This is a genomic window from Candidatus Nitrotoga sp. BS, from assembly GCF_927797785.1.
Lineage (GTDB): Bacteria > Pseudomonadota > Gammaproteobacteria > Burkholderiales > Gallionellaceae > Nitrotoga.
The window spans coordinates 1-17583 of record NZ_CAKMLL010000061.1; the positions used below are offsets into that span (position 1 = coordinate 1).

13 protein-coding genes are annotated in these 17583 nt (G+C 49.9%); 7 read left to right on the forward strand and 6 right to left on the reverse strand.

Translation table 11 applies throughout. The annotated features are described in order from the left end of the window. Positions 1-190 precede the first annotated feature (190 nt). From MJ769_RS06830 to leuS, 6 genes are all read right to left on the reverse strand, one after another. Positions 191-502 carry a hypothetical protein gene (locus tag MJ769_RS06830; protein WP_239235566.1) on the reverse strand — a complete coding sequence of 104 codons (312 nt, stop codon included), beginning with the start codon at positions 500-502 and terminating at the stop codon, positions 191-193. Positions 503-635: 133 nt separating this feature from the next. Next, positions 636-2480, reverse strand: a complete 1845-nt coding sequence (gene dsbD, locus MJ769_RS06835) for a protein-disulfide reductase DsbD (RefSeq protein ID WP_239235568.1) — start codon at positions 2478-2480, stop codon at positions 636-638. A 158-nt stretch (positions 2481-2638) separates the two neighbouring features. Beyond that, complete coding sequence (cutA, locus tag MJ769_RS06840; RefSeq protein WP_239235569.1) at positions 2639-2977, reverse strand: divalent-cation tolerance protein CutA; 339 nt, start codon at positions 2975-2977, stop codon at positions 2639-2641. Between the two features lie 5 nt (positions 2978-2982). Next, on the reverse strand, positions 2983-3996 hold the full coding sequence (holA, locus tag MJ769_RS06845) for a DNA polymerase III subunit delta (RefSeq protein ID WP_239235571.1): 1014 nt from the start codon (positions 3994-3996) through the stop codon (positions 2983-2985). A gap of 16 nt (positions 3997-4012) precedes the next feature. After that, positions 4013-4531 (reverse strand): LPS-assembly lipoprotein LptE, encoded by a 519-nt coding sequence (locus MJ769_RS06850; RefSeq protein ID WP_239235573.1) that lies wholly within the window; start codon positions 4529-4531, stop codon positions 4013-4015. A gap of 17 nt (positions 4532-4548) precedes the next feature. Continuing rightward, the gene (gene leuS / locus MJ769_RS06855) at positions 4549-7350 is read right to left on the reverse strand and encodes a leucine--tRNA ligase (protein WP_239235740.1); all 2802 of its coding nucleotides are present in this window, start codon (positions 7348-7350) and stop codon (positions 4549-4551) included. 176 nt (positions 7351-7526) lie between these two features. On the opposite strand from leuS, the gene MJ769_RS06860 reads away from it, so the two are divergent. From MJ769_RS06860 to MJ769_RS06890, 7 genes are all read left to right on the forward strand, one after another. Next, positions 7527-8414, forward strand: coding sequence for a phosphoribulokinase (locus tag MJ769_RS06860; protein WP_239235575.1), 888 nt, complete (start codon positions 7527-7529; stop codon positions 8412-8414). Positions 8415-8485: 71 nt separating this feature from the next. Continuing rightward, the gene (locus MJ769_RS06865) at positions 8486-10660 is read left to right on the forward strand and encodes a UvrD-helicase domain-containing protein (protein WP_239235576.1); all 2175 of its coding nucleotides are present in this window, start codon (positions 8486-8488) and stop codon (positions 10658-10660) included. Between the two features lie 100 nt (positions 10661-10760). Next, positions 10761-12983 (forward strand): putative bifunctional diguanylate cyclase/phosphodiesterase, encoded by a 2223-nt coding sequence (locus MJ769_RS06870; RefSeq protein ID WP_239235578.1) that lies wholly within the window; start codon positions 10761-10763, stop codon positions 12981-12983. 194 nt (positions 12984-13177) lie between these two features. Then, complete coding sequence (locus MJ769_RS06875) at positions 13178-13948, forward strand: class I SAM-dependent methyltransferase (protein WP_239235579.1); 771 nt, start codon at positions 13178-13180, stop codon at positions 13946-13948. Beyond that, positions 13948-14091 carry a hypothetical protein gene (locus MJ769_RS06880; RefSeq protein ID WP_239235581.1) on the forward strand — a complete coding sequence of 48 codons (144 nt, stop codon included), beginning with the start codon at positions 13948-13950 and terminating at the stop codon, positions 14089-14091. Before MJ769_RS06875 ends, MJ769_RS06880 begins: the two co-directional genes overlap by 1 nt. A gap of 249 nt (positions 14092-14340) precedes the next feature. After that, positions 14341-16323, forward strand: a complete 1983-nt coding sequence (locus MJ769_RS06885) for a lytic transglycosylase domain-containing protein (protein ID WP_239235583.1) — start codon at positions 14341-14343, stop codon at positions 16321-16323. Positions 16324-16348: 25 nt separating this feature from the next. Then, positions 16349-17560 (forward strand): multifunctional CCA addition/repair protein, encoded by a 1212-nt coding sequence (locus tag MJ769_RS06890; RefSeq protein WP_239235742.1) that lies wholly within the window; start codon positions 16349-16351, stop codon positions 17558-17560. Positions 17561-17583 lie beyond the last annotated feature (23 nt).

Genomic DNA, 17583 nt, shown 5'->3' on the forward strand with positions numbered 1-17583 from the left:
AATTTTTTACTCGCGCCTTGTCTTGTCTAGAAAATTGAATTTTTAGAGGCGCCCTCAAGTCTATATTTCGTCGCACTATGAGAAATAGGTAGCTTTAATAGTAAAACGTGACTTTTCAATATTAATTAGCCAATTTTGAAAAGCATGTATTCTAATTGTTAACAATACAGAAGCCGCGCAATGACTGCTATTACTTATTAAAAAGCATGCCAATTTCTTGATGAGCAAGCTGTTCCATGTTCTGTGGAAATGAACCACGTTCTGAAAGCGCTCTAAGAACTAAATGTGCCGGAAGTCTGGCTAAAGTCATCGGTGGACGCACAGGGTTTTCACCACCCGTTGTGCCTTCATCCTCTATTCCTGCAACGATGCCAACACTACCTACTACTTTTGTTACAGCGTGATAGTCCTTTTGATCTTTTAATGCATGGATGATTGCGACTTGAGTATTAATGATACCAATCAGTAATTCGGTCAGCTCTTTCTCGGTTACTACAGCCATAATATATCCTTTAAAAAAATCAATGTTAAGTAACAGTGTTAAAACAGGCGGTATTCAATAATCATGGAAAAGTGGTGTTTTACACTTTGAATTACTTTAACTCACCATTCTGTAGAAATCAATAATCTAAAGATCATAGCCCCACATAAGTCAGCGATTGGAGGAATTGCGCTGCACCTTGGTATCCAATCACTCGGCGGCCATCCTGCTCGCGCCCTTGTGCATCAAAAAACAGAATGGCCGGTGGGCCGAATAGCTCAAACCGTTTTAGCAGTGCTTTATCCTCGTCGTTATTAGCAGTAACGTCGATTTGTAGTAACACAGCATTTCTCAGTTTAGCCTGCACCTTGGCATCGCTGAACGTGAAGCGTTCCATCTCCTTACACGATATGCACCAGTCTGCGTAGAAATCCAGCATCACAGTCTTGCCATTCGCCTGTGCAATGCGGGTATCCAGTTCAGCCACATTTTTTATCCGCTCAAATTTCAGAGTCGAGATCGCTTCTGTCTTACCGTTACCAATTGCTGCCAGCGGCTGCAGGATGTCGCGTGCGCCAGAGAGTGCACCGACCAAGTAGGCACTACCGAGCAAAAGCGCGAGAATACCGATACCTTTCCATAGCTTCTGCCAACCTGAAGCATGATTTGGCAGCGCATCCAGTGCGTGCATATAAATGGCAGAGAGCACTAACAGTGTCCCCCACAGTAACATCTGTATGCTCAACGGGATCAACGGTGAAATAAGCCAGATCGCGAGCGCCAACATTAATACGCCAAAGAAGTGCTTGACCACTTCCATCCAGGCACCTGCCTTGGGCAATAGCGCTCCAGCTGATGCGCCGATCAATATCAATGGCAAACCCATGCCCATTGCGAGTGCGAACAATGCTGTTCCGCCTAGCAAGGCGTCATGTGTCTGCCCGATATACAGTAGCGCAGCCGCCATGGGTGCAGCGACACACGGGCTGACAATAACTGCAGATAGTGCGCCCATCATAAACACGCCGCTCAAATGGCCGCCATGCAGGCGGTTACTGGTGTTGGTCAATTTGCTTTGCAGGACAGCGGGAAGTTGCAGTTCATAAAAACCGAACATCGACAAAGACAGCAACACGAACAAGGCTGCGAAGCTGCCCAGCACCCAGGGCGTTTGCAGCGCACTGGATAATAGCGTACCAGACAGACCCGCAGCCACTCCGATCGCTGCATAGGTTAATGCCATGCCAAGCACGTAGGCAAGCGACAAAAGAAAGCTGTGCATTTTGGTGGGATGTGAGCTATGACCGACGATGATGCCGGAAAGAATAGGGATCATCGGTAGCACGCAGGGAGTGAATGCAAGCAGCAACCCGGCGCCGAAGAAAAATGTCACGATCAGCCAAAAGCCACCTTGCTTGAAGAGTTTGGCAAGCTGCGTACTTTCGGAATCAGCAGGCATTGCAACGCCTTGTGCTGTCTGCGGCGCAGCTTGCATCAGTGGCGAAATAGTTGATGCGAGACTTGCCTTGGGTAGCACGATATTGAACTGCTTATCAATCGGTGCGTAGCAAAGATCGTTTTCTTTGCACCCCTGATAACTAGCTGCCAGCGTAATATCCTGAGTAGTATTATTGTTGCGTTTTAGAGTAATAACCGCCTGAAAGGACTGATGAAATACAGCCATATCACCAAAGTTTGGATCAGACTTCATTTCCCCTTTTGGCATGGAAACATTCGTAATTTTCACGTCCGCAGCTTTTGCAGAATCACCTGATATTGTAAATTTTATTTTGTCACGATATAAATAGTAATCGGGCGTAATCCTGAAGTTGGCAAGCAAGGTCGATTCATCACGTACGCTGACCTCCAGCCCGAATGCCTTATCCGGATGCAAGATAACGGCTTTCTTCGCGCCGCCCAGCAGCGGCAAGCGATCCAGAAAACTGTCCGCATGAGATAACGGAACTAAACACAACAATATCAATAGTAAAAAACGCATCGCTTTCAATACCTTTGTGGGTGTTACCTATTAGTGAGTAATTTGACGAACCAAATGCCTCTACGTAAAAAGAGGATGTTCTATTTTCTAAATGGCTTTATGGTGAGTAATTGTATTCAAGACAGCCGTCACCTCTAATCCTTTCAACCTCATACTTTTCAGAGAAGGCTGGTAGAAGTTGGGGATGTTTCCCGCGCGATCCATTGTAGATAGTCGGGCAACCCTGCGTTAACCGAGACCGCAATGATTTCGGGAAGTTCATAGGGATGATGCGCATGGATGACCGCCTCGAGCTGCGGGTAGGCGGCGCGGGTAGTTTTGATCAGCAGTGGCACCTCACTGGCCGTCTCTGTTTTTTCCTGCCAGCGATAGACCGAAGTGCATTCCGCCAGTATATTAATGCATGCAGCAGCGCGACTTTCAATCAAAGCATTAGCCACACGTTGTGCACTCTCACGATTCGGCAGGTTGGTCAGAACAAGAAGAATTTCATCCATTTGCGTTATGCCGCTTTCACATTAGCGCAGCGAATCCCCAATTGCAGCAGCTCATCCCACACATTGCCGCGACGCAAACCCTTAACCACCTTGTCCACGTGCGCGACCTGGCGCAAGGCGCGCTCGGCTATAACCGGACTGAAGCGACGCGCAGCACGCTCCACGAACTTTTGGCGTGTACCCCATACACGCGCATCGCGTAGCGCAGAAGTCAAATTACCACTGCGCTGCATGGCGCGTAACACCTTGTTCAAGGTGCGGATATCTTCGGTCAACGCCCACAATATAAGAACAGTAGCCGTGCCTTCTGCACGCAGGCCATCAAGGATGTGCGCATAACGCGCCACATCCCCGGTTAGCATGGCCTCGGACAGTTTAAAAACGTCGTACCGTGCCACATCCATCACTGAACCTTGCATCTGCTCGAAAGATAATGGCCCGGCGGGGAAAAGCAGCGCGAGCTTTTGAATTTCCTGATAAGCCGCCAGCAGGTTACCTTCCACCCGCTCCGCGAGAAACATCAACGTGTCCGCATCAGCCGATTGATTCTGACGTTTCAATCGGCTCGCAATCCAGGTTGGCAATGCATTCAATGCAATTTCCTCGGCGGCGATGACCACCCCTTGCGCTGACAGAGCAGTAAACCACTTGCTACCCAGGGCAGCCTTGTCCAATCGTGGCAACGATACCAGTGTGATTGTGTCAGCGTTCAATTTTTGGCAGTAGTCCTGCAAGGTCTGCGCACCTTCCACACCCGGCTTGCCGGAAGGAATTCGTAAATCCACCAACTTGCGCGTAGAGAAGAGCGACAAACTTTGCGCGCTGTTGCGCAATTCTGCCCACTTGAAGCCTGGCTCGGCGATCAACAATTCGCGTTCGATATACCCTGCCAAGCGCGCCGCAGCGCGGATGGCATCGGCAGCCTCGATAGCAAGCAGCAACGCCTCACCGTGAATGACATACAACGGCGCAAGCCCTTGGGCAAGGTGGTGCGACAAATCCCCCTCAGATAGCTTCATTGTGGGTCAGCTAGTTTCATTGTGATGCTTGCGGCGGCTTGGCATGGCTCAAACGGCGCAATGTCTGCTGTACCGCGTCTTTGCGCATGTCTTGATATAGCAGCCTTTCCTCGCTTTCCTTAGCAAGAATTAGAGTGTTGTCATAAGATAAATAACGCTGCAACACAATTTCATCTGAGGGCAGCCATTCATGCTGTTTACTATCGTCGGCATGCAACACAACACGGTAAATCAACTGGTATTCGCGCACGCGTCCGGCATCGCTCAAGGAAAGTACCTGTTTGCTCATCGTTTCGGAAACGATATGCAGCGTCAGTTGCGCGTTTTTGGACGAGTCAACAAGCTTTACATCGTATAACTGCACAGCACGTTTTAAATCAAGAATAAAGGGTACATTGGTATTTGCTGCCTGTATGAATAAAGTCTGAAATGGGAATGCTACTCCCCCTTGCCCCTGCCCGCGCAAATGGAAGCCGCACGCGCCCAAGAGCAAGGTGAGTGTCAACAGCGGTACTAGCAGCAGATTTGTGCGCATTGGCATCTTTCCATTATTTAGATTACTACGTTGATCAATCGTCCAGGTACCACTATGATTTTTTTGGCAGCTTGACCAGCTAGCAGCTTCTCAACCGACGGACATGCCATAGCCAGCTGTTTGAGCGTGTCATGATCGGCATCTTTCGCTACGCGTAACTTACCACGCAACTTTCCATTGACTTGAATTATCAGCTCGATTTCGTCTTGTATTAATGCTGCTTCATCTACTTCTGGCCACGGAGCGGACAGGACATCATCGCCATAACCCAACTCTTGCCAGAGTGTTTGTGTGATATGGGGTGCAATGGGCGAAAGCAGGCGCAGCAGGATACTGAATCCGTTTGTGATGGCAGCTGCTGTTGTATTCATACCGGGGGTCACTATCGCTATTTGCTGTTCTAACGCTTTCAAAATTTTCATGCAAGCTGACGCCACTGTATTGAATTGCAAGCGCTGCAGGTCAAAATTTGCTTGCTTAAGCACTACATGCATTTCTCTATAAACCTCCTTTTGTTCATTATTCATGGCCTGCAAATAAGATTCGACAGACTCTTGTTTGCTGCGACTATGGCAAACCTCAATCTCTTTTTTATTTGAATAAGCAAAATTCCATACCCGCCTCAGGAAACGGAACGCACCTTCCACGCCAGCGTCAGACCACTCTAACGTTTGCTCGGGTGGCGCTGCAAATATTATAAAGAAGCGCGCAGTGTCGGCACCAAACTGATCAATGATGACCTGTGGGTCTACTCCATTGTTTTTGGACTTGGACATTTTCTCTGTGCCACCAATAACAACTGACTGGCCGTCGGAACGCAACTTTGCGCCGACTGGACGTCCGCGCGAATCTGTCTCTATATCCACCTCGGCGGGATTGATCCACAGTTTTTTACCCGCCGCGCCTTCGCGGAAAAAAGTCGGCGCGATCACCATACCTTGCGTGAGCAGGTTGGCAAAAGGTTCATCTATGGATTTTGGTCGCAGCGCTAGCTCCCCCGTTTTCTGCGATGTTGAGGAAAGATCAGTATCGCCGAACAATCCCGCATCACGCATCAACTTATTAAAAAACCGCGCATACAATAAATGCAGGATGGCGTGCTCAATGCCGCCGACGTATTGGTCAACGGGCAGCCAGTATTGGGCACGTTCGTCTACCATCCCCGTGGTACAACCGGGACTGGTGTAGCGTGCGTAATACCAGGACGATTCGACGAAGGTGTCCATGGTGTCGGTCTCACGCTTTGCCGCACCGCCGCATTGCGGGCAAGTGGTTTCGTAAAACTCTGGCATCTTCGCCAGCGGCGAGCCCGCACCGGTGATAGTTACGTTCTCCGGCAATACAACAGGTAATTGTTCATCCGGAACCGGCACATCGCCGCAATTTACGCAATGGATGATCGGGATCGGACAGCCCCAGTAACGCTGACGCGATATGCCCCAGTCGCGCAGGCGGAACTGCACCTTTTTTTCGCCCAAACCTTTCGCGGCGAGGTCGGCGGCGATGGCGTCAACCGCTTGGTCGTAATTCAGGCCATCGTACTTTCCGGAATTTATGCAAATACCTTTCTGTTCGAAGATTTCACTCCATTGTTCCCAGTCTAGGAAGTTGCTGTAGTTGCCCATGGGAGTGCTGATATCGGCTCCCGTGGCATTAAGTAAACGAGGGGCTCCAGACTTGCTCGTGGTTTCGCCGACCTTGGATACATCCCAGTTGGCAGGAACGATTACAGGCTTAACTGGAGGGAGTTGAGCTGCGTACTTTTGCGAAAAATAGAAATCTCTCTCGTCGTGTGTAGGCACGGCCATCACCGCGCCTTCACCATAGCCCATTAATACATAGTTACCGACCCATACCGGCACTAGTTTGTCGGTGAGTGGATGGCTGACCTTCAAACCGGTATCCATCCCCCTTTTTTCCATCGTCGCGATATCAGCTTCCGCCACTCCGCCATGTTTACATTCTTCAATGAACGCAGTCAGCGCAGCATTACCTTGTGCTGCGCGAGTCGCCAAAGGATGCTCAGCAGCGACTGCAACGAAAGTAACGCCCATGATGGTGTCGGCACGTGTGGTATACACCCACAGTTTGTCCTGCTTGCCATCCAGTTGATAAGGGAAAGCAAAGCGCACACCGTAGCTCTTGCCGATCCAGTTGCGCTGCATGGTCTTGACCTGTTCCGGCCAGCCTTCCAACTGGTCCAGATCGGCGAGCAGCTCCTCGGCGTATTGGGTAATACGCATGAAATACATCGGGATGTCGCGCTTTTCCACCAGCGCGCCGGAACGCCAGCCGCGCCCATCAATTACCTGTTCATTGGCCAGCACAGTGTGATCAACCGGATCCCAGTTCACCGAAGATGTCTTCTTGTAAATCAGCCCTTTCTGAAACAGACGCGTGAACAACCATTGCTCCCAACGGTAATAATCCGGCTTACAAGTAGTCACCTCGCGCGACCAGTCGACGCCAAGTCCCAGGCTCCGTAGCTGCGTGCGCATGACGTCAATATTGGAATATGTCCACGCGGCGGGCGGTACGTTGTTGGCCAAGGCGGCATTTTCAGCGGGTAGGCCGAAAGCATCCCAGCCCATCGGTTGCATCACGTTAAAGCCCTTCATGCGGTGATAACGCGATAGCACATCACCAATGGTGTAGTTACGCACATGCCCCATGTGCAGCTTGCCGGAGGGGTACGGAAACATCGACAGACAATAATATTTAGGCTTTTCAGATTGATCCGCCGCACGGAAGGTCAACTTTTCATTCCAATATAGTTGCGCGACAGCTTCGATATTTTTCGGTTTATAATCCTGTTGCATTTTAATTTCTGCGTTGGTTCGTCCAGTCGACATTATAACGGCATAATCCTGCCTAATCTGTTCATGTACTGACAGGGAAGGCTGCAAATGGTGATACGTTAAGATGCCTCGGGGTGCGAGGTTCTGCTAGAATGCCGCCAAAATAATTTTTTAATATCTTTCAGGAGAGTTTTACTATGTCCCGCAAGCACCCCGTGATTGCTGTGACCGGTTCATCGGGCGCCGGCACTACTACCGTCAAGCGCGCTTTTGAAAACATTTTCCGCCGCGAACACATAAATGCCGCCGTAATTGAAGGTGACAGCCTGCACAGCTTGGATCGCATGGAGTTTCGGGCTGCCGTGGCTGAAGCTAGCAAGGCAGGCAATCATTCGTTCAGCCACTTTGGTCCAGAAGCCAATCATTTCGACAAAATTGCAGAGACCTTCAAATCTTATGGCGATACCGGCTCTTGCAAGCGTCGCTATTACATTCATAGCGACGCTGAAGCGAAGGAACTAAATGCGCGTTTGAATACCAGCTTGAGCCCTGGTCAATTTACGCCATGGGAAGATATTGCTGCCAGTACCGATCTGCTATTTTATGAAGGTTTGCATGGCATGGTGAAGACAGATACCGTGGATGCCGCCAAGCATGTTGACTTGAGCATCGGCGTGGTTCCTATCGTCAATCTGGAATGGATACAAAAAATTCATCGTGATCAAGCTGAGCGCGGTTATTCCGCTGAGGCGACAGTAGAGACCATCCTGCGACGTATGCCAGACTATATTAACTACATCACTCCACAATTTTCGCTTACTGATATTAACTTTCAGCGCGTGTCTACTGTGGACACTTCTAACCCTTTCATTGCACGGGACATCCCCACACCAGACGAAAGTTTTGTAGTGATTCGTTTCCGTGATTCCAAGGGCGTGGATTTTTCACACATTCTTGACATGATTCAACACTCATTCATGTCGCGCTCGAATACCATCGTAGTACCTGGTGGCAAAATGAGCTTGGCGATGGAAGTGATTCTTTCTCCAATCATGCATGAGATGCTGCAGAACAGAAATAAGTAATTTTTTAATTTGATATAAGCGGGGAATCAGGCATCGTTGCTGGTTCCCCGTTTTGTTTACGGATATCCCTAATGGATTTTCTTTCTGGCCTAAATCCAGAACAGCGTGCTGCCGTTATCCTGCCAGAACAATCGGCGCTGATCCTGGCTGGTGCGGGCAGCGGCAAAACACGCGTGCTAACCACGCGTATCGCTTGGTTGATCAGCACCGGGCAAGTCAGCCCGCATGGCATTCTGGCTGTCACCTTCACTAACAAGGCGGCGAGGGAGATGCTCTTGCGCTTGTCCGCCATGCTATCAATCAACATACGCGGGCTATGGATGGGTACTTTTCATGGGCTGTGTAACCGTATGTTGCGTGCCCATCACCTCGAAGCGATGTTACCGCAGACATTCCAGATTCTAGATAGCGGCGATCAGCTTGCTTCCATCAAGCGGTTAATGAAAGCACTGAATGTGGATGACGAAAAATATCCGCCGCGCGAGGTTCAAAACTTTATCAGCAAAAACAAGGAACAGGGCCTGCGCGCGCATGAGGTGGAAGCCTTTGATCCCTACACCCGCCGCAGGGTGGAAATTTTTGCTGCTTATGATGAGCAGTGCCAGCGCGAAGGCGTAGTGGATTTTTCTGAGTTGCTCTTACGCTGCTATGAATTGCTGACGCGCAATCAATCATTACGGGAGCATTATCAGTCTCGCTTTCGCCATATTTTAGTGGATGAATTTCAGGACACCAACCGCCTGCAATATCAATGGCTAAAATTATTAGCTGGGCAACACAATGCTTTGTTTGCGGTGGGCGACGACGACCAGTCTATTTATGCGTTCCGTGGTGCGAATGTCGGCAATATGCAGGAACTGACGCGCGATTTTCATGTTCAGAATGTGATCAAACTGGAGCAGAACTATCGCTCGCACGGCAACATTCTTGATGCCGCCAATGCGCTAATCAAGAATAATCTCAGTCGTCTTGGCAAGAATTTATGGACCTCGGAAAATAAAGGTGAGCCATTACGCGTTTACGAAGCACCCACCGATGCGGAAGAAGCCAGATTCATCGCTGAAGAAGCGCGCCAACTCAACCGCGAAGGCATTCATCTGGCCGAGATGGCCGTGCTATACCGTTCCAATGCTCAGTCGCGCGTCATCGAACACGCACTGGTGTCCGCAGGGGTGGCCTATCGCGTGTATGGCGGACTGAGATTTTTTGAAAGACAGGAAATCAAGCATGCGCTGGCTTATCTGCGCCTGATACAGAACTCGGGTGACGATAACGCACTGCTGCGCATCATCAACTTTCCAACGCGCGGCATCGGTGCGCGCACTATCGAACAATTACAGGAAGCGGCACGCGCGCAAAATATCAGTCTGTGGCAGGCGGCAAAACAGACCAGCGGCAAGGTGGCGGCGTTTGTAACTTTAATCGAAATGATGACCGGCGCCACGCGTGAACTGCCGTTGCCGGAAGCCATCGACCATATACTTCTGCACAGCGGGCTGCTTGCACATTATCAAAACGAAACGGGTGTTAAACAACGCGAGGCTCAGGAACGGCTCGAAAACCTTAATGAGCTAATCAATGCCGCTACCCTGTTTGTGCATGAGAATGAGGACGACAGCCTGACTTCCTTTCTTACCCATGCCGCGCTTGAGTCAGGTGAAAGTCAGGCAGAAGCTAATGCGGATGCGTTGCACCTGATGACGGTACATTCTTCCAAAGGTTTGGAATTTCATACTGTGTTCATGGGTGGACTGGAAGAGGGCTTATTTCCGCACCAGAACAGTCGCATGGCGGATGCCGGAGTGGATGAAGAACGCCGCCTGATGTACGTGGCTATCACCCGCGCGCGGCGCAGACTGTATCTCTCCTTTGCCCAGAGCCGCATGCTGCATGGACAGGTGAACTACAGCTTGATGTCCAGTTTTTTACGCGAGCTGCCAGAGAAGTTGTTGCACTGGATTACACCACGCATAGCGACACGCAATAACTTCAGTTCTCCTGCTTATTCAACCGCTTTTGTCCCCAAGCCTCCTCCCATAAACATGAGTGGGCTTGGGGCTAAAAAGTGTGTTAGTGTGCAGAATTCACCATGGCATATAAGCCAAGAGGTTCATCACGCCAAGTTTGGCGAAGGGGTAATAATCGACATTGAAGGTGGTGATTCAGATATGCGCGTACAAGTGAAGTTTCGCACAGCTGGTACGAAATGGCTGGCGCTGGAATATGCGAAGCTCACTCCGCTATAATAAAGACCAGAATAGAGTGTCCACATAAAATGAGCGTAAATTGGGCAAATTTTTTCGCCTCACTATAAAGCCAGAATTATCCAGACTCTCAGGAAAGCACATGAGCAAGAAGCCAAACGAACTAAGTCCGTTACACGCGCAAGCTGAAACGCAATTTGCCCAAGTACCAGAGAAACTATGGAAGCCGCGCCCTGCCGAAGAACTTCTACAAGAGCTCCAAGTGTATAAGGCTGAACTGGAGATACAGAACGAGACGTTGTGGCAGGCACAGATTGAACTGGAAGCGTCTCATGATCGCTACATGGATCTTTATGATTTTGCCCCTGTTGGTTATCTTACGCTCACCAGCGAAGCCCTGATCGCCGAGGTAAATCTCACTGGCGCTGCGCTGTTGGGAGTCAATCGCAAGGAATTGCTACTACACCGTTTCGCACATTTTATCGCAGAAGATTACACCGATAACTGGTATCTTTTTTTAGGGAGCTTTCTGCAACGTGATGAGCGGCAGAGTTGCGAATTGGTTCTTAAGCACAGTAATGGTCAGAACTTTCATGCGCATCTGGACTGCCTGCACATAAAAGCTGGCAACGGCGAGCACTTGGTGCGCATCGCATTTACCGATATCAGCGAGCGCAAGCAAGCCGAGGAAGCACTCAGCATTGCCGCTATAGCCTTTGAGTCACAGGAGGGGATTATGGTGACCGATGCTCACGGCGTCATCCAGCGGGTAAACAATGCCTTTGCACGCCTCTCTGGTTACAGTTCGGAAGAAGTGGTGGGAAAAACACCAGCGCTACTGAGTTCAGGACGGCATGACAAAGATTTTTTCCAAGGTATGTGGACAGCCCTGAATGAGCAGAAATACTGGCAGGGTGAAATGTGGAATAAACGCAAAAATGGCAAAATAGTTGCCGATTGGCTAACCATTACTGCCGTCACTACACTTGATGGAAACATCACTCATTACGTTGGAATTGTTTCCGATATTACCAGCAACCCCGAGTCATTGGCTGAGATTCACCGGTTGGCCTATTATGATTTTCTCACCCAGTTGCCCAACCGCCGCATGCTGCTTGACCGTATGAAGCAGGCGCTCGCGGCCAGCAGTCGCAGCAAACATTATGGCGCCCTTCTATTCCTAGACCTGGATAATTTCAAGAATCTTAATGATACGCGCGGCCACTATATTGGCGATTTGCTGCTGGTTGAAGTCGCGCGCCGCCTTAATGCCATCGTGCGCGAAGGCGATACTGTGGCCCGGTTGGGCGGCGACGAGTTCGTGTTGATGCTGGAAAATTTAAGCGAGGATATTCAGGAAGCTGCCAATCAGGCCGGATTGGTTGGTAAAAAAGTATGCGATGCAATTGCATCGTCTTATTTGCTTGAAGGCATTGAGTTACGGTGTACAGCCAGTATCGGAGTCGGCCTGTTTTTCGGCCATGAAGCTTCAGTCGATGAGCTGCTCAAACACGCCGATTTCGCAATGTACCACGCAAAAAAGGAGGGACGCAATAGCGTGCGCTTCTTCGACCCAGAAATGCAGGCCACGTTGATCAATCGTAGCGCGCTTGAAAGCGACCTGCACCATGCGCTAGAACGCCAGCAACTACGCCTCTACTACCAGATACAGGTAGGCAATGAGCGCCATGCTATCGGTGCCGAGGCATTACTCCGCTGGGTGCATCCCGAGCGCGGCCTGATTCTTCCCGAACAATTTATTCCGCTGGCCGAAAAAACCGGTCTGATCTTACCAATTGGATTGTGGGTGCTGCAAACGGCGTGCGCGCAACTCAGTGACTGGGCTGACAATCCGGCCACCAGCAGCCTGCAACTCTCCCTTAATGCCAGTGCGCTCGAGTTGCGCCAGCCAGATTTCGTCGAACAGGTGCAGCGGGCCATTTTAGTAACCGGAATTAATCCGACGCTTCTAAAAATAGAGCTAACCGAGAGCCTGCTAATCGACAATGTGTATGATACCGTTGCTAAGATGAATGCTCTCAAGGCTCTCGGCATCAGTTTTTCGATGGATGACTTCGGCACCGCTTATTCCTCACTCGCCTACCTAAAACAGCTACCACTGAATCAATTGAAGATAGACCAATCCTTCATCCGTGATTTGGGCGAGAATCCCAGCAATGCAGCCCTTGTGCAGGCTATCATCCTTATGGGACGCACGTTCGGTTTAGACGTCATTGCCGAAGGTGTGGAAGACGAAGCGCAGCTAGCGTTTCTCAATTTGAATGGCTGCCATGCCTATCAGGGATATCTGTTTAGCCGCCCACTGCCACTGGCAGAATTCGAGGAGTTTGTAGAACGAGTTTGATGCATGTTCTATGAAGGGGATGGCTGTAGGGCGCCTCTAAAAGCCGCAATTTTTCGAACAGCCACTTTACTGCTTGCCTGGTTAACTCGTTTCGTCATAATACGGTGTTACTTTAAAATTTATCGCTTACATATCAACTATATGCCGCGCTCAAATTTTTTACTCGCGCCTTATCTTGCCTGAAAACTTTAATTATGTGGTCGTTGCTCAAAAAACTCCCACCTTCCATCGTTGCACTACTACTGCAAACAGCAGCAGTAGTGCTTGCGTTGCTGACGCTAAACGTTATAGAACGGCACGACTCAGCGTTTTTATTTGCCGTGCTTTGTGGCCTGCTCGCCGCCACGTTCAGTTTTTTTGCCGGACTTGCCAAGTGGTGGTTGGTCATTCAACTGCTGTTTGCACCCGCTTTGGTGTTGATGCTCGCAGTCAATTTACCGCCTACTCTTTTCCTCGGTGCATTTCTAATACTACTGCTTGTGTATTGGAGTACTTTTCGCACGCAAGTGCCGCTGTATCTTTCCAGCAATAAAGTGTGGCATGCCTTGGAGCATTTGTTGCCTGTTGCTAAAACTGATTCGGGTTTTACCTTCATTGATTTAGGTTCCGGTTTAGGCGGGGTATTGACGCATCTTGCCAGTGCTCGCCCGGACGGACGATACATCGGCGTGGAGGCAGCACCCTTACCTGTTTTCTGGAGTTGGTTGCGTATCAAGTTAGGCAGTCATCGCAACTGCCGAGTAAAGTGGGGCAGTCTATGGGATTGCGACTTGTCGCAGTACGACGTGGTGTTTGCCTACCTCTCACCCGTACCGATGGAAAAGCTCTGGAACAAGGCACGCTCAGAAATGCGTTCTGGCACAATATTTATCAGCAGTACCTTTACCGTACTTGATCAAGCACACCATGAAATCGTGCAGGTGAATGATCTGCATCATTCCACTCTGTTTATCTGGCATATGTAATGATCTGGCAATATTACGAAATCAGAACTGACTATCTAATACGCAGCGTTGTGGAAGGCGCAGTAGAGAAGGATGTAGGTGGCGTAAAGTCAGTGCATATTTTCTCGAGTCCGGAAACTGAGTTTTCCCATGGCCGTTCGTAAGTCACGATATACAGCAGCAATATATCAAAATACAATCAAGCCCGATTAAGAGTGAAGAAGTAAGTGCTTTTCGTTGGCGATGCACGGTTATCGTATCTGCTAAAATACCAAACTTGTCTACGAGGTTAATCAATTGATCAAGTGATCAATTAGACAACAAGCCACGTCAAGTTCAAGTTTCAAACATTGGCTACCGATAAGTAGGTGAAATGAGCTCATTTGCAATATTAAGTGGGGAAATTACCCGCCATGGGAAAACTTGAAAGTCAGTCGGGAATTAAGGTGGCTAAACGGAATTCTATAAGGGCATTACCCATGCGTTTTCCAAAGTTTTTTTTGTTTGTATTGATTTTTTTTCCTGCTTTGGCGATAGCAAATCAGGATGCGGATTTTCTCGCCGCGCGGGATGCATTCCGTAAAGGTGATTTAGTGAAACTTGACCATATGGCCAAGCGATTAAAGCATTCCCCGCTAGAGCCTTATCTAGCTTATTACCAGTTACGTATGCAACTAGAAACGGCAAGCGTCGCCGATATCAAGAAATTTTTGGCGCGCACCGATGAGACTCCAGTGATTAACCGCCTGCGCGCGGAATGGTTGAAGTTGCTTGGGGAAAGGCAGCAATGGGACGAGTTTTCGACCGAGTACCCACGCTTGGTGGGTAAACAGGTAGATCTGACCTGTTATGAAATGCGATCGCGCCAACATCTGCAGGAGGAACCCATACTGCAGGAGGCCCGCAACCTGTGGTTAACCGGTAGCTCGGAATTGCCGGAGAGCTGCACTCCCTTGTTTGATATGGCAATTGGTAGCGGTATCATTAGTGTATCGGATATATGGCTACGCTTGCGCCTGGCATTGGAGGCAGGCAATCTGACATTAGCTAAACAGCTTTCGGAAAAGTTGCCTGCCAACCGCGCCCTTTCTTCATCCGAACTGGATAGTGCTGCCACTGATCAAGTGCGATATCTTGCAACGGCCAAGCTAGAAAACGCCTCTGAAGCTCTACGCACAGTGGCGATATTTGCCTTGCAACGGCTTGCCAAACAGTCGCCACAATTAGCCGATTTACAGTGGGAAAGCAAAGCAGCCTATTTTACTGCGGATGAACAGCATTATTTTTATGGGTGGTTAGGTTACGAAGCAGCACGTAAACGAGATGTGCGCGCGCTGGAATGGTACAAGGCGGCAGGTGAAGGTCCTCTGACTGAACAGCAGCTGGCATGGCGTGCCCGAACAGCGTTGCTTACGCAGGATTGGCTCGAAGTAGGGGCGAGCATTAATGCCATGACGCCGCAACAGCAGCGCGAGAGTGTGTGGCGCTATTGGAAGGCGCGTGCTCTGAAAGCACAGGGAAACTTGTCAGAAGCAAATGTGTTGTTTGCTGAATTGAGCCGCGAACATGATTATTACGGTCAACTTTCCATCGATGAGATCGGACTAGTGCTTTCCGCAACTACGCCTGCCAACTATCAGCCTAGCAAAGCGACAATAAATGCAATGCAGGCGCAGCCCGCCATTCAGCGGGCACTAGCATTATACCGTATGGATTTGCGCACTGACGCGGCCAGAGAATGGGCATGGGCACTGCGCAAACTTGACGACAAACAGCTATTGGTGGCAGCTGAAATTGCGCGCCGTAACGAGATGTATGACCATGCTATTAATACCGCCGATCGTACAGTGCAGATACATGATTTCAGCCTGCGTTATCTCGCGCCTTACCGGGAAGCATTACAGAGCCATATTCGCAATAATGAACTGGAAGAAGCTTGGGTGTATGGCTTGATGCGGCAAGAGAGTCGTTTCATCCATCAGGCCAAATCGCCAGTAGGCGCGACAGGTCTTATGCAGATCATGCCTGCTACTGCTCGCTGGATAGCGCAAAAGATAGGAATGAAAAGTTATCGCCAGACACTTTTGAGTAAACTAGATACTCAATTCAAGCTTGGCACTTATTACATGAAAACGGTGCTATCGTCACTAGACAATAGTCCGGTGCTGGCCTCCGCCGCCTATAACGCTGGACCTTCACGCGCCCGCAAATGGCGTGGGGAAAGCGCATTGGAAGGAGCCATTTACATCGAAAACATTCCCTTTGACGAAACGCGCGCTTACGTAAAAAAGGTAATGAGCAATACCATGCATTATTCTCGGCTTTTCGGCCATCCAACGCTTTCCCTCAAGCAACGTTTGGGTGTGATTGCGGCAAAGGATGTAATTAGCCTTTAGGTTATTTCTGATGAAAGATAGCGGCCTGAAAATTTACAGTGTTGGCGGTGCTGTGCGCGATGAATTGCTCAACCTACCAGTGAACGACCATGATTGGGTAGTGGTAGGAAGTACGCCGGAAGATATGGTGGCACGTGGCTATAAGCCGGTTGGCAAAGATTTTCCGGTGTTCTTGCACCCCCAAAGACACGAGGAATATGCGCTAGCACGCACCGAGCGTAAAACTGCGCCCGGTTATAGGGGTTTTACCATCCATGCCACGCCGGACGTAACGCTGGAGCAAGACTTGCAGCGCCGCGACTTTACCATTAACGCCATTGCACGTGACCAAGACGGTACGTTAATTGACCCCTATAACGGCATCGCCGATTTGCAAGCCGGAATTTTGCGCCACGTCAGCTCGGCATTCAGTGAAGACCCGGTGCGGATTTTGCGTGCAGCGCGCTTTGTGGCACGTTTCGGTTTCAACATAGCACCGGAAACTTTGTCACTGATGCGCGCAATGGTGACAAATGGTGAGGTGGATGCGTTGGTCCCGGAACGAGTGTGGCAAGAATTGGCGCGTGGTCTGATGGAAAAAGTACCTTCACGCTTTTTTTTCACGCTACGTGATTGCGGTGCGCTGGTGAAAATCTTGCCGGAAGTGGACGCGCTGTTCGGCGTGCCACAGCCACCTAAATATCACCCGGAAATAGATTGCGGCATACACACCATGCTGGTGCTGGACGATGCGGCACAACATGATTACCCACTGGAAGTGCGTTTTTCTGCGCTTACACACGACCTCGGCAAGGGGAATACGCCGACAGACATTTTACCGCGTCACATTGGCCATGAGGTGCGCAGTGTAGAGTTGCTGCGTACCTTGTGTGTGCGTCTGCGCGTAACAAATGAATGCCGCGACCTCGGCTTACTGGTGGCACGCTATCACGGGAATGTGCATCGTGCCCCTGAGCTACGCCCCGATACCATTGTCGCCCTATTGCAGAGTTGCGATGCTTGGCGCAGGCCGGAACGCTTCACACACTTGTTGCAGGCATGCGCGTCAGATGCGCGGGGGCGAACCGGTCACGAACAGGATGTTTATCCACAGGCAGGTTATCTATTGCGAATGTTACAGGCCGCACTGACGGTGAATGCAGGAGAGATTGCGCAGCAATGTGAGGATAAAAATACTATTGCTGACAAGGTACGCGAGGCGCGGGTTATGGCAGTGGAGCGGGCAATCAAAGGTTGAATTTCTCGCTGCCAAATCTCAAT